The sequence below is a fragment of the Streptomyces sp. NBC_00829 genome (assembly GCF_045161795.1).
Taxonomy (GTDB): Bacteria; Actinomycetota; Actinomycetes; order Streptomycetales; family Streptomycetaceae; genus Streptomyces.
In genome coordinates this window covers 6,928,672-6,953,475 of record NZ_CP108867.1, presented here as the reverse complement: position 1 = coordinate 6,953,475, position 24,804 = coordinate 6,928,672, and the positions used below count along the sequence as shown (strand labels likewise).

25 protein-coding genes, 1 pseudogene and 1 riboswitch are annotated in these 24,804 nt (G+C 70.2%); of the genes and pseudogenes, 9 read left to right on the top strand and 17 right to left on the bottom strand.

Annotated elements, in window-relative coordinates; all coding sequences use genetic code 11:
* Positions 1–42 precede the first annotated feature (42 nt).
* Together OG293_RS31125 and OG293_RS31120 are read right to left on the bottom strand one after the other, a co-directional pair.
* On the bottom strand, positions 43–426 hold the full coding sequence (locus tag OG293_RS31125; RefSeq protein WP_406002091.1) for a DUF3037 domain-containing protein: 384 nt from the start codon (positions 424–426) through the stop codon (positions 43–45).
* On the bottom strand, positions 423–1,274 hold the full coding sequence (locus OG293_RS31120; RefSeq protein WP_406002090.1) for a HipA family kinase: 852 nt from the start codon (positions 1,272–1,274) through the stop codon (positions 423–425). The genes OG293_RS31125 and OG293_RS31120 overlap by 4 nt, the downstream gene beginning before the upstream one ends.
* 156 nt (positions 1,275–1,430) lie before the next feature.
* On the opposite strand from OG293_RS31120, the gene OG293_RS31115 reads away from it, so the two are divergent.
* Positions 1,431–1,895 (top strand): Rieske (2Fe-2S) protein, encoded by a 465-nt coding sequence (locus tag OG293_RS31115; protein ID WP_406002089.1) that lies wholly within the window; start codon positions 1,431–1,433, stop codon positions 1,893–1,895.
* Here OG293_RS31115 and OG293_RS31110 read toward each other — a convergent pair.
* Positions 1,882–2,550 (bottom strand): cysteine hydrolase, encoded by a 669-nt coding sequence (locus tag OG293_RS31110; protein ID WP_406002088.1) that lies wholly within the window; start codon positions 2,548–2,550, stop codon positions 1,882–1,884. The two genes, OG293_RS31115 and OG293_RS31110, sit on opposite strands and share 14 nt — an antisense overlap.
* A gap of 107 nt (positions 2,551–2,657) precedes the next feature.
* On the opposite strand from OG293_RS31110, the gene OG293_RS31105 reads away from it, so the two are divergent.
* Entirely contained in the window at positions 2,658–3,125 is a 468-nt protein-coding gene (locus tag OG293_RS31105) for a pyridoxamine 5'-phosphate oxidase family protein (protein WP_406002087.1), read from the top strand.
* Here OG293_RS31105 and OG293_RS31100 read toward each other — a convergent pair.
* Entirely contained in the window at positions 3,114–4,034 is a 921-nt protein-coding gene (locus OG293_RS31100) for a LysR family transcriptional regulator (RefSeq protein ID WP_406002086.1), read from the bottom strand. The two genes, OG293_RS31105 and OG293_RS31100, sit on opposite strands and share 12 nt — an antisense overlap.
* A gap of 74 nt (positions 4,035–4,108) precedes the next feature.
* Here OG293_RS31100 and OG293_RS31095 point away from each other — a divergent pair, with 74 nt between their 5' ends.
* On the top strand, positions 4,109–5,092 hold the full coding sequence (locus OG293_RS31095) for a DMT family transporter (RefSeq protein WP_406002085.1): 984 nt from the start codon (positions 4,109–4,111) through the stop codon (positions 5,090–5,092).
* Here OG293_RS31095 and OG293_RS31090 read toward each other — a convergent pair.
* Positions 5,083–6,414: an aminotransferase class I/II-fold pyridoxal phosphate-dependent enzyme gene (locus OG293_RS31090; protein ID WP_406002084.1), complete on the bottom strand. Its 1,332-nt coding sequence runs from the start codon at positions 6,412–6,414 to the stop codon at positions 5,083–5,085. The genes OG293_RS31095 and OG293_RS31090 overlap by 10 nt on opposite strands.
* A gap of 23 nt (positions 6,415–6,437) precedes the next feature.
* Here OG293_RS31090 and OG293_RS31085 point away from each other — a divergent pair, with 23 nt between their 5' ends.
* The gene (locus tag OG293_RS31085; RefSeq protein ID WP_406002083.1) at positions 6,438–7,109 is read left to right on the top strand and encodes a pyridoxamine 5'-phosphate oxidase family protein; all 672 of its coding nucleotides are present in this window, start codon (positions 6,438–6,440) and stop codon (positions 7,107–7,109) included.
* Positions 7,110–7,282: 173 nt separating this feature from the next.
* Here OG293_RS31085 and OG293_RS31080 read toward each other — a convergent pair.
* The 3 genes and pseudogenes from OG293_RS31080 to OG293_RS31070 all read right to left on the bottom strand — a co-directional run.
* Positions 7,283–7,738, bottom strand: a pseudogene (locus OG293_RS31080) (EamA family transporter); the annotation flags it as partial.
* Positions 7,739–7,845: 107 nt separating this feature from the next.
* Complete coding sequence (locus tag OG293_RS31075; RefSeq protein WP_406002082.1) at positions 7,846–8,883, bottom strand: EamA family transporter; 1,038 nt, start codon at positions 8,881–8,883, stop codon at positions 7,846–7,848.
* Positions 8,884–9,003: 120 nt separating this feature from the next.
* Positions 9,004–9,528: a Clp protease N-terminal domain-containing protein gene (locus OG293_RS31070; RefSeq protein WP_406002081.1), complete on the bottom strand. Its 525-nt coding sequence runs from the start codon at positions 9,526–9,528 to the stop codon at positions 9,004–9,006.
* A 468-nt stretch (positions 9,529–9,996) separates the two neighbouring features.
* On the opposite strand from OG293_RS31070, the gene OG293_RS31065 reads away from it, so the two are divergent.
* Positions 9,997–10,425 (top strand): SRPBCC family protein, encoded by a 429-nt coding sequence (locus tag OG293_RS31065; protein WP_406002080.1) that lies wholly within the window; start codon positions 9,997–9,999, stop codon positions 10,423–10,425.
* Between the two features lie 86 nt (positions 10,426–10,511).
* Here OG293_RS31065 and OG293_RS31060 read toward each other — a convergent pair whose 3' ends face one another.
* On the bottom strand, positions 10,512–11,120 hold the full coding sequence (locus OG293_RS31060) for a PadR family transcriptional regulator (protein WP_406002079.1): 609 nt from the start codon (positions 11,118–11,120) through the stop codon (positions 10,512–10,514).
* Between the two features lie 138 nt (positions 11,121–11,258).
* Here OG293_RS31060 and OG293_RS31055 point away from each other — a divergent pair, with 138 nt between their 5' ends.
* Complete coding sequence (locus OG293_RS31055; protein WP_406002078.1) at positions 11,259–12,080, top strand: PhzF family phenazine biosynthesis protein; 822 nt, start codon at positions 11,259–11,261, stop codon at positions 12,078–12,080.
* A 62-nt stretch (positions 12,081–12,142) separates the two neighbouring features.
* On the opposite strand, the gene OG293_RS31050 is transcribed toward OG293_RS31055, so the two are convergent.
* Together OG293_RS31050 and OG293_RS31045 are read right to left on the bottom strand one after the other, a co-directional pair.
* Positions 12,143–12,943 (bottom strand): CPBP family intramembrane glutamic endopeptidase, encoded by an 801-nt coding sequence (locus OG293_RS31050; RefSeq protein WP_406002077.1) that lies wholly within the window; start codon positions 12,941–12,943, stop codon positions 12,143–12,145.
* Between the two features lie 356 nt (positions 12,944–13,299).
* Positions 13,300–14,814 carry a glutamate-cysteine ligase family protein gene (locus tag OG293_RS31045; RefSeq protein ID WP_406002076.1) on the bottom strand — a complete coding sequence of 505 codons (1,515 nt, stop codon included), beginning with the start codon at positions 14,812–14,814 and terminating at the stop codon, positions 13,300–13,302.
* Positions 14,815–15,298: 484 nt separating this feature from the next.
* Here OG293_RS31045 and OG293_RS31040 point away from each other — a divergent pair, with 484 nt between their 5' ends.
* Together OG293_RS31040 and OG293_RS31035 are read left to right on the top strand one after the other, a co-directional pair.
* Positions 15,299–15,886, top strand: a complete 588-nt coding sequence (locus OG293_RS31040) for a hypothetical protein (RefSeq protein ID WP_406002075.1) — start codon at positions 15,299–15,301, stop codon at positions 15,884–15,886.
* Positions 15,887–16,213: 327 nt separating this feature from the next.
* Positions 16,214–16,411 carry a DUF5999 family protein gene (locus OG293_RS31035; protein ID WP_406002074.1) on the top strand — a complete coding sequence of 66 codons (198 nt, stop codon included), beginning with the start codon at positions 16,214–16,216 and terminating at the stop codon, positions 16,409–16,411.
* A gap of 96 nt (positions 16,412–16,507) precedes the next feature.
* Here OG293_RS31035 and gcvP read toward each other — a convergent pair whose 3' ends face one another.
* Complete coding sequence (gene gcvP, locus OG293_RS31030; RefSeq protein ID WP_406002073.1) at positions 16,508–19,393, bottom strand: aminomethyl-transferring glycine dehydrogenase; 2,886 nt, start codon at positions 19,391–19,393, stop codon at positions 16,508–16,510.
* A 179-nt stretch (positions 19,394–19,572) separates the two neighbouring features.
* Positions 19,573–19,670: riboswitch (glycine riboswitch) on the bottom strand.
* Positions 19,671–19,830: 160 nt separating this feature from the next.
* On the opposite strand from gcvP, the gene OG293_RS31025 reads away from it, so the two are divergent.
* Complete coding sequence (locus OG293_RS31025; protein WP_406003768.1) at positions 19,831–20,223, top strand: PRC-barrel domain-containing protein; 393 nt, start codon at positions 19,831–19,833, stop codon at positions 20,221–20,223.
* Here OG293_RS31025 and OG293_RS31020 read toward each other — a convergent pair.
* The 5 genes from OG293_RS31020 to OG293_RS31000 form a co-directional block, all read right to left on the bottom strand.
* A complete protein-coding gene (locus OG293_RS31020) occupies positions 20,136–21,665 on the bottom strand; it encodes a DNA polymerase IV (RefSeq protein ID WP_406002072.1) in 1,530 nt (509 codons plus the stop codon). The genes OG293_RS31025 and OG293_RS31020 overlap by 88 nt on opposite strands.
* 89 nt (positions 21,666–21,754) lie before the next feature.
* Positions 21,755–22,351, bottom strand: coding sequence for a MerR family transcriptional regulator (locus tag OG293_RS31015; protein WP_406002071.1), 597 nt, complete (start codon positions 22,349–22,351; stop codon positions 21,755–21,757).
* A gap of 185 nt (positions 22,352–22,536) precedes the next feature.
* On the bottom strand, positions 22,537–23,010 hold the full coding sequence (locus tag OG293_RS31010) for a bifunctional nuclease family protein (protein WP_005475662.1): 474 nt from the start codon (positions 23,008–23,010) through the stop codon (positions 22,537–22,539).
* 53 nt (positions 23,011–23,063) lie between these two features.
* Positions 23,064–23,810: a MerR family transcriptional regulator gene (locus tag OG293_RS31005; RefSeq protein ID WP_406002070.1), complete on the bottom strand. Its 747-nt coding sequence runs from the start codon at positions 23,808–23,810 to the stop codon at positions 23,064–23,066.
* A gap of 42 nt (positions 23,811–23,852) precedes the next feature.
* Positions 23,853–24,734 (bottom strand): FHA domain-containing protein, encoded by an 882-nt coding sequence (locus OG293_RS31000; protein ID WP_406003767.1) that lies wholly within the window; start codon positions 24,732–24,734, stop codon positions 23,853–23,855.
* Positions 24,735–24,804 lie beyond the last annotated feature (70 nt).

The following is a 24,804-nucleotide window of genomic DNA, read 5'->3' as shown; positions in this document are numbered from 1 at the left end:
TGTCAACGCCGCACCGGGTGCGCCCCGCCACTCGGTGGCCGGCTACCTCACCAGGAGGGTCAGCAGCCGCTCCACCTCGGCCTCAGGATCTGAGGTCAGACCGGTGTGCACCGGGCCGGGCTGGACGACGGTCGAGCGGGGTGCGACCAGCCAGCGGAAGCGGCGTCCCGCGTCGTCGCGGGACGCCTGGCCCGCGTCCTCGCCGCCCCGGCAGACGCCCTCGACCGCGTGCAGGGCGGCGCGTACTCCCGTCACATCGGCGTTCGGGTCCAGCGCCTTGAGCCTGTTCTCGTCCAGGTGTGTACGAGCGGCCACGAAGGACTTGGCGCGGCAGTACACCACCACGCCCGCGTTGAAACACTCGCCGCGCTCGACACGCGGCACCACACGCAGCAGCGCGTACTCGAAGACATCGCGCTCGGTCACTCGGCCGCGCCCTTCGTGCTCCTGGCCGGGTGCGGCCAGGGGGTCGCATGCCCGGTCAGCCAGCCGGGCGCCTGCGAGGGCCGGGACTTGGACGGTGCGCTCAGTGTGATCCGCTCATGGATCGTCGCGGCCCGCGGCAGCAGCGCCTCCACATAGGCGCGGCGCAGGGCGTCCGTGGAGTCGAACCCGGGCTCGTCGACCAGCCACTCGTCGGGCACGTCGGCGGCGACGTCGGTCAGCAGTTCCTCGGTGACCCGCGGTGCGAGCTCCGAGGCGGCGGACGCGATGTCGGGGCCGAAGGGGGCGAGGGCGTGATCGGACGCGTCGTAGGGCTTGGCCGCGGAGGCGGCGGCGCCCGGCCAGTTGTGGTGCCAGATCATGGTGGCCCCGTGGTCGATGAGCCACAGGTCGCCGTGCCACACCAGCATGTTCGGGTTGCGCCAGGAGCGGTCGACATTGTTGATCAGCGCGTCGAACCAGACGACACGGCCCGCCTCGGCCGCATCCACTTCGTACGCCAACGGATCGAAGCCGAGCGACCCGGGCAGGAAATCCATTCCGAGGTTCAGACCGCCGCTTGCCTTCAGCAGCTCCTGCACTTCCTGGTCGGGCTCGCCGAGACCGATGACGGGGTCGAGCTGAATGTTGACCAGCTCGGGCACCCGCAGACCGAGCCGGCGCCCGAGCCGGCCACAGATGACCTCGGCGACCAGGGTCTTGCGGCCCTGCCCGGCGCCGGTGAACTTCATGACGTACGTACCGAGATCGTCGGCCTCGACGATGCCCGGGAGCGAGCCGCCTTCACGCAAGGGCGTGACATAGCGGGTCGCTGTGACTTCGGAAAGCATTGCCCCACAGTACTGGGGGCTTTGAGATGACCCGCTCTCTGAGGAAATCCTTGAATTCCGCACGGAGATGAACGCCCCGATCCACGATCGCGTACAACATCAAGAACCGGCCGGTCAAACGGGCCGGCCAGGGACCGTGGAAGCAGAGGAGCCAGCATGACCGGATCGCAGAGGCCGACGCGGAACATGACACGCCGTACGGTCGTCACCGCGGCAGGCGGAGCCGGTCTCGCCGTCGCGCTGACCGCGTGCGGCAGCTCGGACGACAAGGGCCAGTCGGTGTCCGACAAGCCGACCGGCGGAGCGGGCGCCGGAACCGGGGGCGGAGGGGGAGGCGGAGGCAAGGAGATCGCCAAGGTCGCGGACATCCCCGAGGGCGGCGGCAAGGTCATCGGCGATGTGGTCGTCACCCAGCCGAAGCCCGGTGAGTACAAGGCCTTCTCGTCCAAGTGCACCCACCAGGGCTGCGCGGTCAAGGACATCGCCAACGGCATGATCAACTGCCCCTGTCACGGCAGCCAGTTCGACGCCTCCGACGGCAGTGTGAAGAAGGGGCCGGCCACCACACCGCTGGCTCCCGCATCGATCACGGTCGACGGCGGATCGATCAAGCTCGCCTAGGCCCTTTCCAGCAGGACAGCACGTCGTCGGCGGAGGTGATCGTGGCGACCAGAGCGAGAGTGTTGCGGACCATCGCGGGGATGTAGTCGGCAGGCACTCCCGCAATCGCGTCCCGGGGCACCACCGCCGTGTAGCCGAGGTTGACCGCGTCGAAGACGGCGTTGGGAATGGCGACGTTCGCCGAGACTCCGGTGACGACGAGTGTGCGGCAGCCGAGATTGCGCAGCAGCGCGTCGACGTCCGTGCCGGCGAGGGGCGACAGGCCGTGCAGCCGACGGACGACGAGGTCCTCGTCGGCGACCTCGATCGGCGGTGCGATCCGGACGGCCGTCGTGCCGGTGTGCTGCTGGACGGGCAGCTTGGCAGCAGCGTGGAACAGCCGGGCGTTGTGATTGGCTCCCCGGCCGTCCGGGCGCCGCTCGGCGACCGCGTGCAGGACCTGCACGCCGCTCTCATGGGCCGCGGCGACCAGTCGGGCGATCCGGTGCAGCACACCGGAGGCCCTGGCCTGCGCGGCGAGTTCGGGCAGGGCGCTGTCCTGGCCGACGACACCCTGCTGGCACTCGACGGTGAGCAGTACGGTGGTCGCCGGGTCGAGCTGTTCCGCAAGCTGTTCGACGGAAGGCACTGCTCCCCCTGTGGGTTCAGGACGCATCGGGACGGGCGCGCGACAGTAACCGCCATTGCGCGATGAAGGAAGAGCCTCCATGATTCCCTGACACCCAGTCAGATCCATGGTGGGCTACCAGGAGGGGGCCACGCATGGCCGTCACACAGCGCAGGGGCCGTCGCATCATGATGTCACCCGGCGAACTGGACGCGTTTCTGGCCGAGCAGCGGACCTGCCGGGTGGCCACCGTCTCCCCGGACGGCCGCCCGCACGTCAGTGCCCTGTGGTTCGTCTGGGACAGGACCTCACTGTGGCTGTACTCCATCACCCGCAGCCGCCGCTGGGCCGAGCTGCGCACGGACCCACGGATCGCCGTGGTGATCGACGACGGCGAGGAGTACGGCGAACTGCGCGGCGCCGAGCTCTCCGGCAGCGCCGTCTTCGTCGGCGAGGCACCACGCACCGGCGAGCCGTGCCCCGAGCTGGACACGGTGGAGGCCCTGTTCGCCCGGAAGAACTTCGGGCTGGACGAGATGCCGCACGACGGCAGGCACGCCTGGCTGCGGCTGACACCCGACGCGGTCGCCTCCTGGGACTTCCGGAAGCTCTCAGGCCTCTGACAGGGCCGGGCCCTCCGATCCGGCCGCCCGGCGCAGTGCCGCGACCGCCGCCCTGATCGAGGGCCGACGGTCCGCGTCCGAGCGCCACACCGCGTACACATGGCGGCGCATCTGCTGCCGTACGGGCACGAGCGCGACACCCTCCGGCACCGGGCCGCGACCGAGGCGGGGCGCGACACAGACGCCCAGCCCGGCGGCGATCAGCGCAAGCTGCGTGTGGTGCTCGCCCGCGAGATGGGCGATCCGCGGTTCGAAGCCCTTCGAGCGCAGCGTGAACACGAGCCACTCGTAGCAGAATTCACCCTCCGGCCAGGAGACCCACTCGTCTTCCGCGAACTCCTCCAGATCCACCTCGGAGCGGCCCGCGAGCGGGTGGTCCACGGGCATGGCGACATCGGGAGCGTCGTCGAGGAGATGGACCTGGGTGAGCCCGCCCGGCACGGGCAGCCGCTTGTTGCTCCAGTCGAGCACCACCGCGACGTCCAGGTCTCCCCTGATGACCGCCCTGATGCCCAGCTCGGGTTCCAGCTCACTGGACCGGACGCGCAGATCGGGGTGCCCGGTGCGCAGCGCGGACACGGCGGCCGGGAACAGCCCGCGGGCGGCCGTGGGAAACGCGCCGATCCTGACCTCACCGACCACCTGCCCCCGCTGGGCCTCGATGTCGGACTGGGCGAGTTCGACCTGGGAGAGGATGCGTGCCGCGTGGTCGGCGAGCAGCCGGCCCGCGTCGGTGAGCCGCACGCCGCGTCCGTTCTTCGCCAGCAGCTGCTGCCCCACCTCCCGCTCCAGCTTCGCCATCTGCTGGGAGACGGCCGAGGTCGTCACATGCAGTCCGTCGGCGGCTCCGCTCACCGAGCCGTGGCGGGCGAGTGCGTCCAGGGTCCGCAGGCGCTCCAGATTCAACATGTAAGCAATGCTAAGCGAAGGCCGCAATAGATTCTCGCTTGTCCTACGATGTTTCACCCGCGATCGTGGACGTCATGAGCACCGCCGTCCCGTCCCGGACCTCCTCTCCACGCGTCCCCACGCCCACGGTTTCCCCACGACCCCGCATCGACTGGCGCATCCGGTTCGCGGTGCTCTCCACGGTGTGGGGCTTCAGCTTCCTGCTCATCAAGGTCGGCACCGGCGCGTACGCCCCCTTTCAAGTGACGCTGGGCCGGCTCTTCTTCGGCACGGCGGTCCTGGCCGTCGCGATGACCGTGCGGCGGGACCGGCTGCCGCGCGGACTCCGCACCTGGATGCACCTGACCGTCGCCGCCTTCCTCCTCAACGCCCTGCCGTTCTCGCTCTTCGCCTACTCCGAGCTGACGATCCCCTCGACGCTGGCCGGCATCTGCAACGCCACCTCGCCGCTGTGGGGCATGGCGCTTTCGCTGGTGGCGCTCTCCGAGGACCGGCCGACCCGCCGCCGGGTCGCCGGACTCGGCATCGGCTTCCTCGGTGTGCTGACCGTGCTCGGCGCCTGGCAGGGCTTCTCCGGACTCGACGTCAGCGGCACGGCGATGGCGCTGCTCGCCTCGCTGAGCTACCCGATCGGCTGGATCTATGTGCGCCGCACACTGGCGGGCAGCAGCCACTCTCATCTCTCGCTGACGGGCGCACAACTGCTGCTCGCGACGGTCCAGCTCGCCGTCGTCACCCCGCTGTTCACCACTGTGCCGTCATCCTTCCCCCTGGTGCCGCTGCTCGCGGTGGTCGCGCTCGGCGCGCTGGGGACGGGCTTCGCCCTGCTCGTGCAGTACGGCCTCGTCGCGGAGGTCGGCCCGACGACCGGGCAGATGGTCACGTACTTCATCCCGGTCATCGCCACGGCCGCGGGCGTCGCGGTCCTGGGCGAACAGCTCGGCTGGAACACCCCGGTGGGCGCGCTGATCGTGCTGGCGGGCGCGGCCCTGACCCAGAGCAGGCCCAGGCCGCGGGCCGATGCCCGGCCGAAGCCGGCCGCCACCGCTCAGCCGTAGCTGCGTGCGGGCGCCGGGCCGGCCGCCGCCGCGACCGCGTCGGCGACCGGCCCGATGTCGGCCATCGACAGGTCCGAGACGGTGAGCCGGACAGCGGGCGGCGCGGACATCCGGAAGCGGGCTCCCGGCGCGACGGCATACCCGGCATGCAGCAGTCTCGCCACGGCGCCGGTCTCGTCGGGTACGGGCACCCACACATTCATCCCGCTCCGGCCGTGGGCCTCGATACCGCGCTCCTCCAGCGCCTGGACGAGGGCGTCACGCCGACGGCCGTAGGAACGGGCGACCGCCGTGGAGTCGACCGCGCCGGAGGTCCACAGCTGGACGACCGCACGCTGCAGCAGCCGGCTCACCCAGCCGGGTCCGAGCCGCTGCCGACCCATCACCCGGTCGACGGTAAGGGCGTCCCCGGTCAGGACGGCGACGCGCAGATCGGGACCGTACGCCTTGGCCGTGGAGCGCACGAGGGCCCAATTGGCGGTCACGCCGGCGAGCGGGTGCAGGAGCTGGTCGACAATGGCGTGGCCGTGGTCGTCCTCGATGAGGAGGGTCCGGGGGTACGTGGCGAGGACGGCACGCAGTGCGTGGGCGCGTGCCCGGCTCACCACGGCCCCGGTGGGATTCTGCGCCCGGTCGGTGACGACGAGCGCCCTTGCCCCGGCGGCGAGCGCCTTCTCCACCTCGCCCGGCAGCGGTCCGTCGTCGTCGAGCCCCACGGGCACGGGCTTCAGGCCGAGCGCGGGCACGAGATCCAGCAGACTCCCCCAGCCCGGATCCTCCACGGCGACCGCGTCTCCGGGCTTGAGATGCGCGGCGAGGACACGCTCGATGGCGTCCAGGGATCCGGACGTGACGGCGACGGGCCCGTCGGGCACCCCGTCAGCGTCCAGGGCCGCGCGGGCCAGGCGGGCGAAGTCCGCGTCGACGGGGGTCTGTCCGTACAGGCCGGGCTCCTGCTCATTGCGCCGGGCCGCGGCGGCGAGCGCGTCGTGCAGCGGAGGCAGCAGGGAAGGATCCGGATTGCCCTTGCCCAGGTCGCGAACGCCGGCCGGGGCGTCGATCCGGATGGACCCCCGGGCCGTGCTGGCCGGCCGGGGTCGCACCCGGCTGCCCTTGCGCCCGGCGGTCTCGATCACCCCGCGCTCGCGCAGGGTCCGGTACGCGGACGCGACGGTGTTCGGGTTCACCCCGAGCTCCGTCGCCAACTCCCTCATGGGCGGGAGCAGTTGCCCCGGCTCCAGCTCTCCGGTGCCTACCGCGTACTCGACGCTGGCGGCAATCTCCGATGCGCGTCGCCCCACGATCCGATACTCTCCTAGCACAAACGTGATTATGCACTAGTGCAATGGAGTACGCAATGCCGGACGCCTACGAGGCCACCGATCGCACCGTCCCGACGCGCGCGAAGGAGCGCGCGAGGTACGACCGCGAGCAGGTCCACTCCATACTCGACGCCGCATACGTGTGCCACCTCGGCTTTGTGCGCGACGGCGCGCCGGTGGTCCTGCCGACCCTCTTCGCCCGCGTCGACGACCATCTGTACGTCCACGGCTCCACCGGCTCCCGCCCCCTGCGCATGGCGGGCGAGGCGGACCCCGGCCTCGACGTCTGTCTGACGGTCACCCACGTCGACGGCCTGGTCCTGGCCCGCTCCGCCTTCCACCACTCGATCAACTACCGGTCGGTCGTCGTGCACGGCACGGCCCACCAGGTCACCGACGCCACCGAGAAGCGCACGGCCCTCGACGCGCTGGTGGACCATGTGGTCCCCGGCCGCTCCGCCAACTCCCGCCCGGCGAACGCGAAGGAGCTGGCAGCCACGGCCGTCCTGCGACTGGACCTGAGCGAGGTCTCGGCCAAGCTCCGCTCGGGCGGCCCGAACGACGACCCGGAGGACCTGTCGCTTCCGTACTGGACAGGAGTGATCCCCGTGACCTCCCACCGGGGCACGCCGATCCCGGCGGCGGACCTGGACGAGTCGATCGAGCTGCCGGGGTATCTGGCGGCTCAGCACTGAAGCGCCGGCGCAGGGGGTACGCGGGCGGGCCCCCAGGTCATGCCCTACCCCTCGGCCCCTCCCAGGTCATCTCCTCCCACACGGCCCCGCCCCGACCGCTGTTCCCTCGCGGCCCCGACCGGCCTCTTCGCCACCCCGGTCCCGGCGTGGGTCTCGGCCTCCCCCGGCCCGGTCCGGGTCTCCGCCACGGCCAGTCCGCCGACCGCGGCCAGCAACAGCAGCGTCCCCGCCACCGTCGCGGCCGTCAGCCGCTCGTCGAGCACGGTGACCGCGATGACCGCCGCGCTCACCGGTTCGAGCAGCATGATCACCGAGACCGTTGCGGCCCGGACCACCGCGGCTCCCACGAAGGAGAGCGCGTACGCGAGCGCCGTCGGCACCGCAGCCACGTACGCCAGCAGCCAGATCACCCGCACCGGTTCCACGGTGTGCGGCACCAGGCCCTCCGCCAGAGCCATCGGCGGCAGCCCCACCGCCCCGATCGCGAAGGCCCACGCCGTCGTGGACAGGGCGTCGCCGCCGCCCCCGTCCCGGCCGAGCCGGCGCGTCAGCAGGGTGATCGCCGCGTACCCGGCGGCGGACAGCAGCGCGAGCGCGACGCCGGCCGGCCGCACGGTCCCGCCCTCACCGCGCTAGGCGGCAGGCGGCGGAAGCACGGTCAAATGCATGATCGGCACTTTACGGGGCTGCCCGCGTCGCCAACTCCCCGTCCACAGCGGCGGGCTCGGCGCCGGGCTCAGCCGGGGCCGACAGCAGCGGCGCCCGCCCCCGCCCCGGCCCCCAGCCCCTGCGCCTGCGCCTGCGCGGACGTCACCCCCGGTCCGTCGCCGGCCACCGGCCCACCGCTCGCCAGCGGCCCCGACGGTGCCTTCGGCGCCTGGGACTGCGCGATGAACGCTCCGACGAGCACCACCGCGCCGCCGACGATCTGGGGCGCCGACAGATGCTCCTCAAGAAGCACCCACGCGAGCACGGTCGCGATGACGGCCTCCAGGCACGCCACCACACCGGCCACCTGCGGCGAGAGCCTGCGGACCGAGACCACGCCGGTGACATAGGCGAGCACGGTGGCGATCAGCACGATCCAGGCCAGGAGCAGGCCGGCCGGCATCGATGTACCGCCCATGTCGGCGCTCGCGCCCAGAACGGAGAAGTCCATCCGCCACGGCCGCGCCACCATCGTCAGCACGGCCGCGCCGACGATGAGCCCGTAGGCGATGACACCGAGCGGATCCGGCGCGTCCTCGCCGTCGCCGCCGTGGTCGGCGAGGACGAAGTAGCCGACCTGGCAGCACGCGGCGCCGAGCGCGAGCAGCAGCCCGACCGCGTCGAAACTCAGTCCGGTCCACACCTCCACGACGCAGGCGAGACCGGCGGCGGCGAGGACCACGCCGACCGCCGCGGCCCGGGTCACCGGCCGCCGCTGCACAAAGCGCACCCATCCGAGCACCAGCGCGGGTGCGAGGTATTCGATGAGCAGTGCGACGCCGACCGGGATCCGGGAGATGGCGGCGAAGTAGCAGGCCTGTACGCCCGCGACGGCGAGCAGTCCGAAACCGACGAGCAGCGCGGGCCGGCGCAGCACCAGGTCCCGGTTGCGCCACGCCACCGGAAGCATGATGAGCGCGGACCCGGCCACCCGCAGCCACACCACATGCAACGGGTCGAGCCCCGCTTCGATCAGCGGCTTGGCCGCGACACCTGATCCACCGAATGCGATCGCCGAGCCCAGGGCGAGTCCCAGGCCGGCGTTCTTTCCCTGAGACGCCTGCATCGGCACATCATGACAGCGCAAGTCAGGACCGTCATCCCCGATACACATGTCGAGTCACCGCGCGCCCCGGCGCACTGTCCTCCGCACCTCCGCCCGCCCCGCGGCCACGGACCGGGACGACTACTCAGCCGATGTCCGCCTGCCCGGCAGGGCCACGTCCACCCCCGCGCGCCGCAGGACCTCCACCGCCCGGCACCCGGGATCCGATGCGAGTGCGTCGAGCAGATCGATACCGCCGGCCCGCGCCTCACCTCGCAGGTCGGCCCGCTCCATCGCGCCGTCCATCGCGGCGACCGCCGAAGGGGACCATCCAGCCGCGTCCGTTTCCGGCCCGCGCACGACGGGAATCGCACCCGAGTCCTCCACCGACCCCTGCCAGCGCAGTCCGTACCCGATGCTGCGCTGCACGAGATAGCCGAGCGCCCTGGCGACCTGCGCCTCGTCGCCGAGTGCGGCCCGCACCCGAGGGTCCGACTCGATCAGGGAGTGCAGCAGATGCGCGGTGTCGACCTGACGGTCGCCGTCGCGCAGCGCTCTTCGCCGCGCCGCCGCGACCGCCGCGGCCAGCTCGACGCTGAGCCGGGCATCGAGCTCCGTACGCGTGGCGGCGGGCCGCCGAGGCGCCCGCGGGGTGGGACTGTGCACATCTCCCACCTCATCAGTATCCCGAGGTCCGGGCATCCACGTGGGGGGCCATTCGCGCATCCCGCAGAGGTTGCGCATGCCCGGCCGGTTTCTCCTCCTTACGGATGAGATCGCAACATGTCTCCCCAATCGGCGCGCGCCGCCTTGCCATGCGCCCGCCGGGCAAACCGCGGCCGATGGGCCCGCGTGCCCTCGGGCACGATCTGGATGGTCGAGCCGCTCGCGCTCGACGGGCGGCAGTACGTCCACCGGGTCCACGCCGGCTTGCGCGCTTCCCGCCGACCAGTTCCGGGCGGCCTCCCACTGCCCACGACGAGGGGTCTCACCCCGCGCCTCCGACTGGCCCCATTCCGCGCGGATCTGGCGGATCCAGCCGTCGAGCACATCTGACTGTTCATCAGTATTGAATGTTCCGGCGGTCAGGACTACGTTCCGCGACACCGAAACCCGACATGGAGGGGTGGTCGTATGGCCGAAGTCAGTGCCGAAGCCCGGATCGAGGCATCGACCGAGAAGGTCTGGGCCCAGCTGACGGACTTCACCAGCTACGGCCAGTGGAACGCCACCCACACCAGCTTCCCGAAGGGCGGACCCGAGACGCTGGAACTGGGGGCCACCTACGACGAGAACATGAAGCTCATGGGCTTCCCCGCCGAAGTGGCCTGGACCGTGGACGCATTCGAGGCCGGCCGGGTACTGGGCATCCGGGGCAAGGGGCCGATGGGCGTCAACGTCGGCAACCGCTACACCCTCACTCCCGACGGCGACGGCACGAAGGTCCGCATTGACGGAGAGTTCACGGGCGCCGCCGTCTCGCTGATGGCGGGCAAGCTCAAGGACTCGGCGACCGCCGCACTGAACGAATCGCTGCGCAAGCTGGGCGGGCTCGTCACCTGACATCCCGCACGGACTCCCTGCGAGCGGCATGCGAAACGGCCCCTCGAATCCGCCGGCGGATTCGAGGGGCCGTTTCGCGCCGCGGGTCAGTCCTCATCGGCGAGGATCAGATAGAGCCTCTTCCGGGCATCGTTGATGACCGCGACAGCCTTCTGCCGCTGCTCGGTACTGCCGGTCTTCCAGACCTGGCCGAACGCCTCCATCAGACCGAACCCGGCCTGACGGATCTCGTTGACCGTGTCCCAGTCGACTCCGCGCCCGGCCTCTTCCCATGGGGCGTCCGGCCCCGATTCGGCCTCGGTGCGCCCGGCCTCGGTGAGCGTGAACAGCTTCTTGCCGCCCGCGGTCTCGTTGGTGATCAGGCCCTCGTCCTCGAGCATCTGGAGTGTCGGGTAGACCGAGCCAGGACTGGGCTTCCAGGCCCCGCCGCTGCGCTCGCCGATCTCCTGGATCATCTCGTAACCGTGCATCGGCCTTTCCTTGAGCAGCGCAAGGATCGAGGCACGCACATCTCCGCGCCGCGCCCTGCCCCGACCACCGCCTCGGCCGCGCCCGCCTCCGAAAGGCCCCCCGAACGGCGGTCCGAACGAACCGAATGCCGAGCGGCGCCCTTCGAAGTCGCCCCGACCCTGATGGCCGGGCCCGCAGTGCCCATGCCCATGACCGTGCTCATGTCCCTGTCCATGTGAACGCATCGCTACGCTCCTTCCATCGTTGATCTGTCGCGATGGGTCAACGATATATCGGAATGTGTCGGATGACAACACTCCACCGGTCCAGCAACCCCGAATTGGCCTTGGCCTGCGACTTCCTCGAGCCTCTACGGTCACGGCATGCGGATTCGAATCGTCGACGCGTTCACCGACCGTCCCTTCAGCGGCAACCCCGCCGGAGTCCTGCTGCTGGACTCCGGCGGCTTCCCCGGCGATCCCTGGCTCCAGAACGTGGCCAAGGAGGTGAACCACGCGGAGACCGCCTTCGCCCACCCGCTCCCCGCAGGCGGCGACGCCGACTGGGCGCTGCGCTGGTTCACCCCGGCGACCGAGGTCGACATGTGCGGCCACGCCACCCTCGCCACCGCCCATGTGCTGCACACCACCGGTGCCGCGACCGGCACGGTCCGCTTCGCTGCGCGCTGCGGCATCCTCACCGCCACAGCCGACGAGAGCGGCGCGATCACCCTCGACTTCCCCACCGCCCCGCTGGTGCCGGTCGAGGTTCCCGAAGGCCTCGACGAGGCGCTCGGGGCGAAGGTGCGCTCGGCGCACGACACCGGCCGGCACATCGGCGATCTGCTCGTCGAACTCGCCGACGAGAAGACCGTCCGCTCGCTGGCGCCGGACATCGGCGCCCTGGCCGCGCACTCGGAGCGGGGCATCATCGCCACGGCCGCCGCCGAGGATCCCTCCGGCGGCTACGACTTCGTCTCCCGCTGCTTCTTCCCCAACGTCGGCATCGACGAGGACCCGGTGACCGGCAGTGCCCACACCGCTCTCGCCCCGTTCTGGTCGGGGCGGCTCGGGCGCACCGAGCTGACCGGACTGCAGGCCTCTGTGCGCAGCGGAGTGGTCCGCACCTCGCTGCACGGCGAGCGCACCCTTCTCAGGGGCCGGGCAGTCACCGTCATCGACGGCGAGTTGCTGTCCGCTCCCTGATCAGCCCCCGTGCACGCCGAAGGGGCGTACGGCAGCTGTCGTACGCCCCTTCCTCCCGCCCCTCACAGCGTGGGCAGCCACCCCACCTTGCCGGCCAGCAGTCCGTAACCGACGAACGCCACGATGTCGAGCAGCGCATGCGCGGCCACGAGTGGACCGACTCGTCCCCAGCGCCGGTAGAGCAGCACGAACACCACGCCCATCACCATGTTGCCGACAAAGCCGCCGATGCCCTGGTAGAGGTGGTACGAGCCGCGCAGCACCGAGCTCGCCACCAGGGCGGCCATCGGTGACCAGCCCAGCTGCCCCAGCCTGCGCAGCAGGTATCCGACGACGATCACTTCCTCCACCACGGAGTTCTGGATCGCCGAGAGGATCAGTACGGGGTACTTCCACCACACGGCGGGCAGCGCCTCCGGCACCACGGTGAGGTTGAACCCCAGGGCGCGTGTCACCAGATAGAACCCGAGCCCGGCGCTGCCGATGCACGCGGCGACGAGCGCCCCCCGCCCCAGGTCGCTCCAGGGCCTGGTGCGGTCGAATCCGATCGCCCGCACCCCGACCCCTTCACGCGTCAGCAGATGCGCGACGAGCAGGACGGGCACCAGCGCGGTCGTGATTCCGAAGAGCTGCCAGGCGAGATCGAGCCACGGCCGTCCGGGGGCGTACGACCCGTTCAGCGTCGCCGCCTGCTCCTTCAGACCACCCGGTTTCGTTAGCGATCCGACAAAGCTGATCAGCGCCGACAGTCCGCTCGCACCGAGTGAGAGCGCAAGTACGAGCAGCGTCTCCGACCGCAAGATCTTGCGCGACATGACCTCTTGAGGAAGAGAATCAGCCACGCGTCCCGCCTCCGCCTGCACGCCTGCCTCCAGTTACGTCATCCGACCGCCATGCCCATCCTCGCCCCGCCAGGGTCTCGAATACAGGTACGAAGATCGCGTGCGACAGGCCGTTGGGGCGGACGTCAGCCGGCTGACGTCCGCCCCTTCTCCTCGCCCGGTCGTTCAAGGAGGGCACCACCGCATGGGATGTCACAGCATGCCCGACGACGGGCCGGCGGACGGAGGCAGGTCCGGCCCCGGGCCGGCCACAGGAGACGGGCTCGACGAGATCGGGGAGGGGTGGGAAGCCGGTGTCCAGGTCAGCGGCCCGCCGAGATCCGGGGTGTGGTCCTCAATGCGTTCATGGCGGTGGGGCGGCAGGGACCGGCCGCGGCTCAGGGCCGAGGCGCGGGGAAGCCGACGGGCCAGGTGTGCACGGGCTCACCCCGGTGCATCAGCTCGCAGTAGCGGCGGGTCGTCGCCGCGAGCGCCGCATCCCGCTCCAGACCGGCCTCCAGCGCGCGGTGGTACGTGTCGGCCTGCCAGGAGGCACCGTTGACCCTTCGCTTGCACCGCTCCTCGATGACGCCGAGATAGAAGTCGCGGTCGGCCGGCTCGACGTTCCACGCATCGAGTCCCGCCGCGGCGAGCGGCAGCAGTTCGTCCCGCACGAGCTTCACGACCGGCACCCGGGTGATGCCGCCGCCCCGTCCGGGGCGGGGCCACTGGAGCTCGGCGTCGATGCCGTGGCGGCATGCGGTGTCGAAGTTCTCCGCCGCCGCGGTGAAGGGCAGCCTGCTCCACACCGGCCTGGCCTCTTCGGCGAGCGCGCGGACCAGCCCGTAGTAGAAGGCCGCATTGGCGATCACGTCGGTGACCGTGGGGCCCGCGGGCAGCACTCGGTTCTCGACGCGCAGATGGGGAACGCCGTCGACGACTCCGTAGACAGGGCGGTTCCAGCGGTAGACCGTGCCGTTGTGCAGGACGAGCTCGTGGAGCTTCGGCACTCCGCCGTCGTCGAGCACCCTCAGCGGGTCCTCCTCCTCGTCACAGATGGGCAGCAGGGCGGGGAAGTAGCGCAGATTCTCCTCGAAGAGGTCGTACGCCGAGGTGACCCACCGCTCTCCGAACCAGGTACGCGGCCGGACTCCCTGGGCCTGGAGCTCGGGCGGGCGGGTGTCGGTGGCCTGCTGGAACAGCGGGGGCCGCGACTCCCGCCACAGCTCCCTGCCGAACAGGAAGGGGGAGTTCGCGCCGACGGCCACCTGCACGGCGGCCACGGCCTGAGCCGCGTTCCACACGTCCGCGAACCGGGCGGGAGTCACCTGGAGATGCAACTGCACCGAGGTGCAGGCGGCTTCGGGGGCGATCGACGCCGACGTGCACGTCAGGCTCTCCACCCCGTCGATGTCGAGCGCGAAGTCCTCGCCGCGTGCCGCGACGATCTGGTCGTTGAGCAGGGTGTACCGGTCGCCGGCCGAGAGATTGGCGGAGACCAGGTCGTGCTGGGCGAGCGTCGGAAGAATTCCGATCATCACGATCCCGGCGCCGAGTTCTTCGGCTTTCCTGTGCGCATATCCGAGTCCGGTCCGCAACTCCTCGGACAGCTGGTCCAGAACCCGCCCGCTCAATCGGTGGGGAACAATATTTACTTCCAGGTTGAACATTCCGAGTTCGGTCTGGAAATCATGGCTGGCGATCCGTTCGAGAACTTCGGCATTCATCATCCGTGGAAGCCCGTCGGCGCCTGCGAGATTCAGCTCGATCTCCAGTCCCATCAGATTCTTGGGCCGGTCGAACCTCTTCTCGGCCAGCAGCCTCCCCAGTCCCGCGAGGCACTGCTGCAACTTCCTCCGGTATCTCTGCCGATCGGACAGGTGCAACCCGCCTGCCACGACCTTCTCCCCCATCGAAGCGTCCCTCCTCGAGTGGGCACCACGGAGCACCGGGCGCTCGTGTCACGGACGATAATGCCCAGACTCGCTGATCTATAACGCCCCGGGGCCGGTCGACTGCCGGTAGGGTGGACGAAACAGCCGAGCGGCACATTCATTCGGCATGTTGCAGTACGCAGTTACCAATGCCCGATGCCTGGTGGAAAACACCGGCGCGTTTCAGCCTACCGCGTCGGAGACATAAACCCAGGCCGGAGCCTCGCCTTCACGATAAATCGGCACGTATCATCTCGGCGGAAAGACGCGATTCAGCCTTGCCTGAAATGCCTGCGCCCGCTAGCGGAAACACTGTGAGAACACGTGTCGTATAAACTCCGCGAACGAGGCAGAGAGTTGGCGCCCGGTGGCCTTTCCAGCCCGCCTCTGGCCCCGCACGCTGACAGTGCCGTCCGCACCTGCCCTTGCATCAACGTGTCTCCGAAGTGAGAGGCGACCCATCATGCCGCTGCATGTCCCCCCGGCTCCCGCGCCTGCCCTCCGCTGCGTCCTCGCGGCACTCGGCTCCCCTACAGCCGTCCGCGAGGCCCCCACACCGGCTCTCAGGTCCGTCCAGGGACCTCTGAGCCCCGAACTGCCGCTTCCCGTCCATGTACTGGATCAGATCGTCCCGAGCGGAAGCGCTCCCTACACCCGCCTCACGGGCTGGCGCTTTCTGATCCGCAGCGGCGAACGCGCCGTGGCCGCCGCGGAGACGATGCTCACCCCGGACGGCTGGACCTTCTCCCATTTCTTCGAAGGCCCCTATCTGAGCTCCACCGAACGTGCGCTGCGCCAGGCCGAGTCGATGAGGACCCCCTTCCAGCCGCGGCTGCTCTCCGTCCCCGAGCTGTACATGCTCACCCTCTGGCTGCACGGCGACACGGACGCCGACGCCGGGACCGGCACTCCCCGCCCGACGGATGTCCTGGTGCCCCTGGCACCGGCCCCGCCGGGCATCGCGGCGCACCGCCCCCACCGGGTCGCCGATCTTCTGCCGGTGATGACCCTGCGGCTCACGCCGGCTCCCCTGCTCGGCTCCCCCGCATGACCGGCACGGCCTGACGGCCGCACTGGTAATCGCCCTGCCCGAGCACCCCTCGCGCCCCGTGACCACTCCGTCGCGGGGCGCACTTCCGTCCCAAGCGGACTAGCCCATACCGGCCCCCACGAACCACCCGAAGGGACGGTGGAGTTGAACTGAACCGTCCGCCTGGGTGATGCGTCATTAACCAGTAAGAAGAGCTGCCGCGAAATCCCTGCGGATTGACGCCCGTGGGGCAACACTGGGGACCGGAACCGACAGATACGGGGGGCGGCCATGAACACCTCATCGAGCCGCAGGACAGTCTCACCGACGCAGCGAAAGAACCCACCCATGTGCCAGCACCAGCCAGCCTGCCCGACGTCCGACTCAGCCGACCGGGAGGCGGCGCGCCTCATGGCGCACCACCCGGAGCAGGGCTGGAGCCTGCTGTGCAACGGCGTCCTGCTCTTCGAGGACACCGGCGAGCTGCTGCCCGACGGGCAGATCATCGCGCCGCACCGGCCGCGCGAGGTGATGACGGCCGCCTAGGGGCTTATCCGTACGACGTACGACGAGGGGCCGGCCCGGAGACGAAATCTCCGCACCGGCCCCGACACAGGTCCGCGGCCGTTCGACCGCCGCCCGTCAGTGGTCGTACTCGTCCATCGGCGGGCAGGAGCAGACGAGATTGCGGTCACCGAACGCACCGTCGATCCGGCGCACCGGCGGCCAGTACTTGTCGGCGGCGCTCACCCCGGCCGGGAAGACGGCCTCCTCGCGGCTGTAGGCGTGCTCCCACTCACCGCCCAGCGCCGCCGCGGTGTGCGGGGCGTTGCTCAGCGGGTTGTCCTGCTCGGGCCACTCGCCCGACGCGACCTTCTCGATCTCTCCGCGGATCGCGATCATGGTGTCGCAGAAGCGGTCGATCTCCTTGAGGTCCTCGCTCTCCGTGGGTTCGATCATCAGCGTGCCGGCCACCGGGAACGACATGGTCGGCGCGTGGAAGCCGTAGTCGATCAGACGCTTGGCGATGTCGTCGACGCTGACGCCCGTCGACTTCGACAGCGGTCGCAGATCGACGATGCACTCGTGGGCGACCAGGCCCGCCGGGCCGGTGTAGAGCACCGGGTAGTGCGGCTCCAGGCGCTTGGCGATGTAGTTCGCCGCGAGCACGGCGACCTGCGTCGCGCGCTTGAGGCCCTCGCCGCCCATGAGGCGGACATACGCCCAGGAGATCGGCAGGATGCCCGCCGAGCCCCATGGCGCGGCCGAGATCGGCCCCACACCGGTCTCCGGGCCCGCGGTGGGCTGGAGGGGATGGTTGGGGAGGTACGGGGCGAGGTGCGCCCGGACGCCCACCGGACCGACGCCGGGGCCACCGCCGCCGTGCGGGATGCAGAAGGTCTTGTGCAGGTTGAGGTGCGAGACGTCGCCGCCGAACTTGCCCGGCTTGGCGAGCCCCACCAGCGCGTTGAGGTTGGCACCGTCGACGTACACCTGGCCGCCGGCCTCGTGGACCTGGGCGCAGATGTCGGCGACGTGCTCCTCGAACACACCGTGGGTCGACGGATAGGTGATCATCAGGACCGAGAGCTCGTCGCGGTACTGCTCGATCTTGGCCCGCAGGTCCTCGATGTCCACCTCGCCGTCGTCGGCGGTCTTGACCACGACGACCTTCATGCCGGCCATGACGGCGCTGGCCGCGTTGGTGCCGTGCGCGGAGGAGGGGATGAGACAGACGGTGCGCTGGGTGTCGCCGTTGGCGCGGTGGTAGGCGCGTACGGCCAGGAGGCCCGCGAGCTCGCCCTGGGAGCCGGCGTTCGGCTGGATGGACACCGCGTCGTAACCGGTGACCTCGGCGAGACGCTCCTCCAGCTCACGGATGAGCGTGAGGTAGCCGCCGGCCTGCTCGACCGGGGCGAAGGGGTGGATCTGGCCGAACTCCGGCCAGGTGACCGGCTCCATCTCGGTGGTCGCGTTCAGCTTCATCGTGCAGGAGCCGAGCGGGATCATGCCGCGGTCCAGCGCGTAGTCCCGGTCGGCCAGCTTGCGCAGGTAGCGCAGCATCGCCGTCTCGGAGCGGTGCTGGTGGAACACGGGGTGCGTGAGGTAGTCGTCGGTCCGCAGCAGGGCCGCGGGCAGGGCCTCCGTGGTCACTGCGTCCAGGGCCTCGATGTCGGCCTCGACGCCGAAGGCGGCCCACACGGCGGCCAGCTGCGCGCGGGCGGTGGTCTCGTCGCAGGAGACAAAGACGGTGTCGGCGTCGACGAGGTGGAGGTTGACCCCGCCCTCGCGGGCCGCGGCGACGATCTCGGCGGCCTTGCCCGGCACCCGCGCGGTCAGCGTGTCGAAGTACGAGCCGTGCACGACCTCCACGCCACCGGCCCGCAGGCCCTCGGCGAGGATGCCTGCGTAGCGGTGGGTGCGCTGCGCGATCGACCGCAGACCCTCGGGGCCGTGGTACACCGCGTACATTCCCGCCATCACGGCGAGCAGCACCTGGGCGGTGCAGATGTTGCTGGTGGCCTTCTCACGGCGGATGTGCTGCTCACGGGTCTGCAGCGCAAGCCGGTACGCCTTGTTTCCGTCGGCGTCCACGGAGACCCCGACCAGGCGGCCGGGCAGGCTGCGCGCGAACTTGTCGCGGACGGCCATATAGCCGGCGTGCGGGCCGCCGAAGCCCATGGGGACGCCGAAGCGCTGCGTGGTGCCGACCGCGATGTCCGCGCCCAGCTCGCCGGGCGAGGTGAGCAGCGTCAGCGCCAGCAGATCGGCGGCGACGGTGACGATCGCGCCCAGCCCGTGCGCCTGCTCGATGACCGGCTTGATGTCACGGACGGCGCCGGAGGCGCCGGGGTACTGGAGCAGCACGCCGAAGACACCGCGCTCGGCGATCTCGGCGGGGATGCCCTTGCTCAGGTCGGCAGTGACGATCTGGACACCGGTCGGCTCGGCGCGGGTCCCGATCACCGCGAGGGTCTGCGGCAGGACGTCCGCGTCGACCAGGAAAACGCCTTCCTTGACCTTGCCGACCCGGCGGGCGAGCGACATGGCCTCGGCCGCGGCCGTGCTCTCGTCGAGCAGCGAAGCGCCCGAGGTGGGCAGACCGGTCAGGTCGGCGACCATCGTCTGGAAGTTGAGCAGCGCCTCCAGGCGGCCCTGGGAGATCTCGGGCTGGTAGGGCGTGTACGCGGTGTACCAGGCCGGGTTCTCCATGACATTGCGCAGGATGACCGGGGGCGTGAAGGTGCCGTAGTAGCCGAGACCGATCATCGGCGCGAGCACCTGGTTGCGGTCGGCCAGGGTGCGCAGCTCGGCGAGTACCTCGGCCTCCGTGCGGGCGCCCGGAAGGTTCAGGGCCTCCGCGCTCTTGATCACATCGGGGACCGCGGCGGCGGTCAGCTCGTCGAGCGAGCCGTACCCCACCTGCGCCAGCATCTTGGCCTGGGCCTCGGCGTCGGGCCCGATGTGGCGCTGCTCGAAGGGGATGCCCTGCTCCAGCTGGGAGAGCGGAATGCGGTTGGCGGTCATTTAGGAGGCCTCCTGGTCCGACACGACCGGCGAGGGGCACCGCGGCGCGGATGCCCGGACGGCCTCCCCCTCTGTCATCTCAACCTGAGAGCTTCACCGGCACGCCACAGCGGCACGCCGGCTTTCACCGTCGGTGAGAGCGGATGCCGTCCGACACCCGCCCTGCTTTCCAGAGTGACCTCGTCCGTGCGGTACAGGGGCCTGAGAGATTCCGGGGAGGATTTGCTCCTTCGGCGCCAGCCGGTTGGTCACCGGTGGACTCTCCCGCACGGGGTCAGCAGCCGTTTGCCAGAGTACCAGCGTGGCCCCTCGCTAATCGCTCAAGTGATCGCCCGGCCGTCGGTCACCGCACGCTCGGGTGCCTGCCGGCGTGATCGCTCAAGTGGCCGACACCCCCAATGTGCACTTTTGTAGTATTTACCTAGCAGTTGCGACCAATTGGAGGGACCGTGCAGACCGACATCGATCCGCGCAGCCTGATCGGCCGCAAGGCGTTCGACCGCAACGGCACCAAGATCGGGACTGTGGACGAGGTATATCTCGACGATGCCACGGGTGCGCCCGAGTGGGCCGCCGTGCGCACCGGGCTGTTCAGCAGGGATGCGTTTGTCCCGCTGGAGCCCAGCAAGGTCGTCAACGACACCCTGCACGTCCCTTACGAACGCTCGCTGATCAAGGACGCCCCGGACTTCGGTGTCGGCCGTCATCTCTCGCCCGAGCAGGAACTCCAGCTCTACCACCACTACGGCCTCGATCTCTCCGTGCCGCCCGAGACCCCGGCGCCGTCGGGAGACACGTCCTTCGGCCACGTCTCCGGCCAGGAGGACTGACCCGGGCCCGAGGACCGACCCGCGGCGGTCGACCCGCCAGGGTCGGCCTTGCGGACCCGTTCCTGCTCATCGGTGAGCCGCGGCACCAGCGACAGCGGTTCCGAGGGCTCAAGATCCGGATCGTCCACCCGGAAGGTGCGCACGCGCCCCGGCGGCGAACCCGGCTCTTCGAACCGCACGGTCACCCGCCCGACGCCGCTGCCCTGCACCCACCCCGGTCCGTACTCCGCGTGCCGTACGTCCGTCCCCGCCGCCCAGTGCCGCTCGGCGGGGGCCACGGATTCGGCGCTGTCCGTCCCCGCTCCCTCAGAGGCATGTGGCGCCTCCGGCCCGTCCGCCCGGCCCAGGACGGACCCTGCCTGCTCATCGGCGGCGGCCTGAGCGAAGAGATCCTCCTGGGTGTAGTCCGCCAGTCCGGTGACACCCACCCCCAGCAGCCGCACCCCGCCCGTGGTGTCCACGGCCTCCAGGAGCCGCCCCGCGGCCTCCCGCACCACCGCGGGATCGTCGGTCGGTCCCCGCAGCGTCTCCGAGCGTGTCAGAGTCGAGAAGTCGTACCGCCGCACCTTGAGCACGATGGTCCGTCCGGAGTGTCCGGCGGCGCGCAGCCGCTGCACACACCGGTCGGACAGCCGCTCCACCTCGATCCGCACCCGCACCCGGTCGTGCAGATCCACATCGAAGGTGTCCTCGACCGACACCGATTTCGTGTCCCGTTCGGCAACGACCGGCCGGTTGTCGTACCCCATCGCCATCCGGAACAGCGAGGTCCCGTGCGCCTTGCCCAGCAGCCGGACAAGCTCGTCCTCGCCCGCCTCCGCCAGCTCGGCCACCGTCGTCATGCCCGCGCGGCGCAGATGCTCACCGGTCGCCGGGCCGACCCCGGGCAGCGTGCGCACCGGCATCGGCCCGAGCAGCTCCCGCTCCGTGCCGGGCTCTATGAGCACAAGACCATCGGGTTTCGCCTGTTCGGAGGCGATTTTCGCGAGCATCTTGGATCCGGCGAGCCCAACGGAACCCGTGAGTCCCGTGACAGCGCGGATGTCGGCGCGCAGCCGCTCCCCGGCCGCCCGCGCGGAGGCGGAGTCGTCGGCTACTCCACCGGCTTCCAGATCCACGAACGCTTCGTCCAGGCTCAGTGGCTCGACCAATGGAGAGAGCGTCCCCAGGAGCTCCATCACCTGCTCGCTGACCGTGCGATAGAGCAAGAAGCGCGGCACGACATAGGCGGCGTTCGGTGCGAGCCGTCTGGCCTGCGCCATCGGCATGGCGGAGTGGACGCCGAACTGCCGAGCTTCGTACGAGGCGGTCGCGACGACACCGCGCGGGCCGAGCCCGCCGACGACCACCGGCTTTCCGCGCAGACTCGGCTTCGCCGCCTGCTCGGCGGCGGCGAAGAAGGCATCCATGTCCAGATGCAGAATCGTCGGCGCGGATCTCACATCTCCGATGCTGCCCTACACCACTGACAATGGCGCCGAACCGGCTGGGCACCGATCCACGGGCCCGGCGAACAGGACGCGCTCAGCGCTCAAACGGCCCTGTCGCGCCTTCGTCTGGCCAGTTCGTCCGCCGGATTGTTGCCGATCAGCGTCTCGCCGGTGTCGACGCGCTCGCCGTGAAGCTGCGACAGCGCCGCCTCGACATCCCGCCAGACCACGCCGACGGCGATCCCGAAGATTCCCTGGCCGCCCTGGAGCAGATCGACGACCTCGTCGGGCGAGGAGCACTCGTAGACGGTCGCGCCGTCGCTCATCAGCGTCATGCGTTCGAGGTCGGTGAAGCCACGGGCCCGCAGATGCTGCACGGCCGTGCGGATGTTCTGCAGGGCCACGCCGGTGTCGAGGAACCGCTTGACGATCTTGAGAACGACCACGTCACGGAAGCTGTAGAGCCGCTGTGTGCCCGATCCGTACGCCGGCCGCACGCTGGGCTCCACCAGACCTGTGCGGGCCCAGTAGTCGAGCTGTCGGTAGGTGATCCCAGCCGCCGCGCAGGCTGTGGGCCCGCGGTAGCCGATCGCTTCCTTCGAGGGGTCGGCTACGTCTCCGTGAAGCGGATACGGCCCGCTCTCCCCGAGACTGCTTCCGGGGGCACCCCCAGCCGTACCGTCGCCGCTGCTTCTCACGCCGACCTCCGTCCTTGACCTGCCATCTCGACGGTAGGCAGTCACCCGGGGTGCGTCAACGATCGCCACACTCGGCACGCCGAGTGATAATCACCCTGAGAGTGGTTTCCCGTGCCCCCATTCGGGGAAAGGGTTGCCGAATGCGCCGACGCCGCCCGTCGGACGGTCACAGACTGTTGGCGTCGTCACTGACTGTTGGTGCCGAAATCCTCGGGCGAGATCTGATCGAGGAACTCGCGGAACTTCTCCACCTCGTCCTCCTGCTCGTCCGGGATGGCGATTCCCGCGTCATCGAGGACCCCGTCACTGCCGAAGATCGGTGTGCCGGTCCGCAGGGCCAGCGCTATGGCGTCGGACGGTCTCGCACTCACCTCGACGCCGCTGGCAAAGACCAGCTCCGCGTAGAAAACCCCTTCGCGCAGGTCAGTGATGCGCACCTCGGTCAGCTCCTGGCCGACCGCCTCCAGCACGTCCTTGAAGAGGTCGTGCGTCAGCGGCCTCGCCGGAGCCATGCCCTGCTGGGCAAAGGCGATGGCGGTGGCTTCCCCGGGACCGATCCAGATGGGGAGGTACCGGTCGCCTCCCACTTCACGTAGGAGCACGATCGGTTGGTTCGAGGGCATTTCGACCCGGACACCCACAACGTCGAGCTCGTTCACACAGCAACCCTAGGACGTGCCCGACCGGTTTGGGTAGTCGGGCTCCCCCAAGATCAGTGGAGCCGGACCCCGAGCGCGGTCTGCACCAGGGCCGCATGCAGCCGCACGGACAGGGCGGCGAGCTCTTTCGTGGTCGCCTCGGCATGCGCCCTGGTCTGCGGATTACGGTGCCGCCGCAAGGGTGCCACCACCTGCTCGACCAGCCCGGCCTCCCGGTCGGCCGCCGCCTTCATCGCCCGCAGATGACGGGGCTCGAGTCCGAATTTCCCCAGATCCGCGACGAGTCTGGCGACAGTCACCGATTCGGCGTCGTAGCCGCCGTTTCCGTCTCGCGCCAGCAGGCCGTACGACTCCCACTCGTCGAGCTCCGCCTCACTCACCTCGGCGGCCGCCAGCAGCTCCGGGCGCCCCACCCGGGCCGCCGTGGGCCGCTCCGCGTCGAAGTCGCCCGTCGTCCACTGGCACAGCTCCCGCTGCACGCCCTGCGCGGGCAGCTGCGCCTGTTCCCCGCGCGCCTGGGCGTCGAGATGCTCCCGGATGACCTTCAGCGGAAGATAGTGGTCCCTCTGCATCCGCAGCACCTGAGCCAGCCGCTCCACGTCCCCGGGGCTGAACTTGCGGTACCCCGACGGCGTACGCCTCGGCTCGACCAGCCCTTCGGCCTCCAGAAAACGGATCTTGGAGATGGTCACTTCGGGAAATTCGTCCCTCAGCTGGCTGAGCACCGTCCCGATGCTCATCAGCCTCTCGCCCGCGGTGGCGGTGCCGTGGCCGGCACCGCCAGTCGGTGTTCGCAGCATGTGCCTTCCTGGGGGTCCCCCCGGACGGAGTCTGGGGGAGGGTTACACGCCCCGCTGGCTCGCGTAGAAGACCAGCCGGTACTTGCCGATCTGAACCTCGTCGCCATTGGCCAGGACGACGGAGTCGATCCGCTCGCGGTTGACGTACGTGCCATTCAGGCTGCCGACGTCCGAGACGGTGAAGCCGCCGTCGGGCCCCCTGCGGAACTCCACATGACGCCGCGAGACGGTCACGTCGTCGAGGAAGATGTCGCTCTGCGGGTGACGGCCGGCCGTGGTCAGCTCGCCGTCCAGCAGGAAGCGGCTCCCGGAGTTCGGACCGCGGCGCACCACCAGCAGGGCGGAGCCGAGGGGCAGCGCGTCGACAGCGGCCTGGGCCTCGGGAGAGAGCGACGGAAGCTGCGTCTGCCCCGTCACCTCCGCGTCATACGCCTCGATGCCGGAGATGGAGATCGTCGAGGTCGTCTCCGACGCGCGCTCGGCGGGAGCCCCGCCCCGAAGCGGCGCGCCACAGTTGGAGCAGAAGCGGCTGGCCTCGGCATTGCGGTGCCCGCACCTCGTACAAACCAAGGCCGACATGGACGGATCCTCCTGCCGCGGCTGACCCGCGTGGGGATTGGTCGCATACGGGTCCGGGGCAAACCCTCCACCCGTACTTGAGGTTGATGGTTCCCCGAAACCTATGCGGCCGGAACCGGCAGGGTCAACCGACGACGCGCCCCCATCACCCGAATTGTCACCGCCCGGACCAGCGACCTCGTCCCGGAAGAGCGGACGCTCGCCGCCCTGCTCCTCACTCTGGCCATGGCGCGGCACGCGATGCCTGGCGTTCCCGCCGTCCTCGCGTGCGCTCTTGCCGAACAACTTCCCAAACAACTTCACGGGCGATTCCCCTTGACCGAAATAGACCCGCCCGTGGGGCAGGACGAACCCTCAATGATCACACCTGCCGACCCGGACATTCTCACAACGTCCGTGACCACCAGACAGTTTC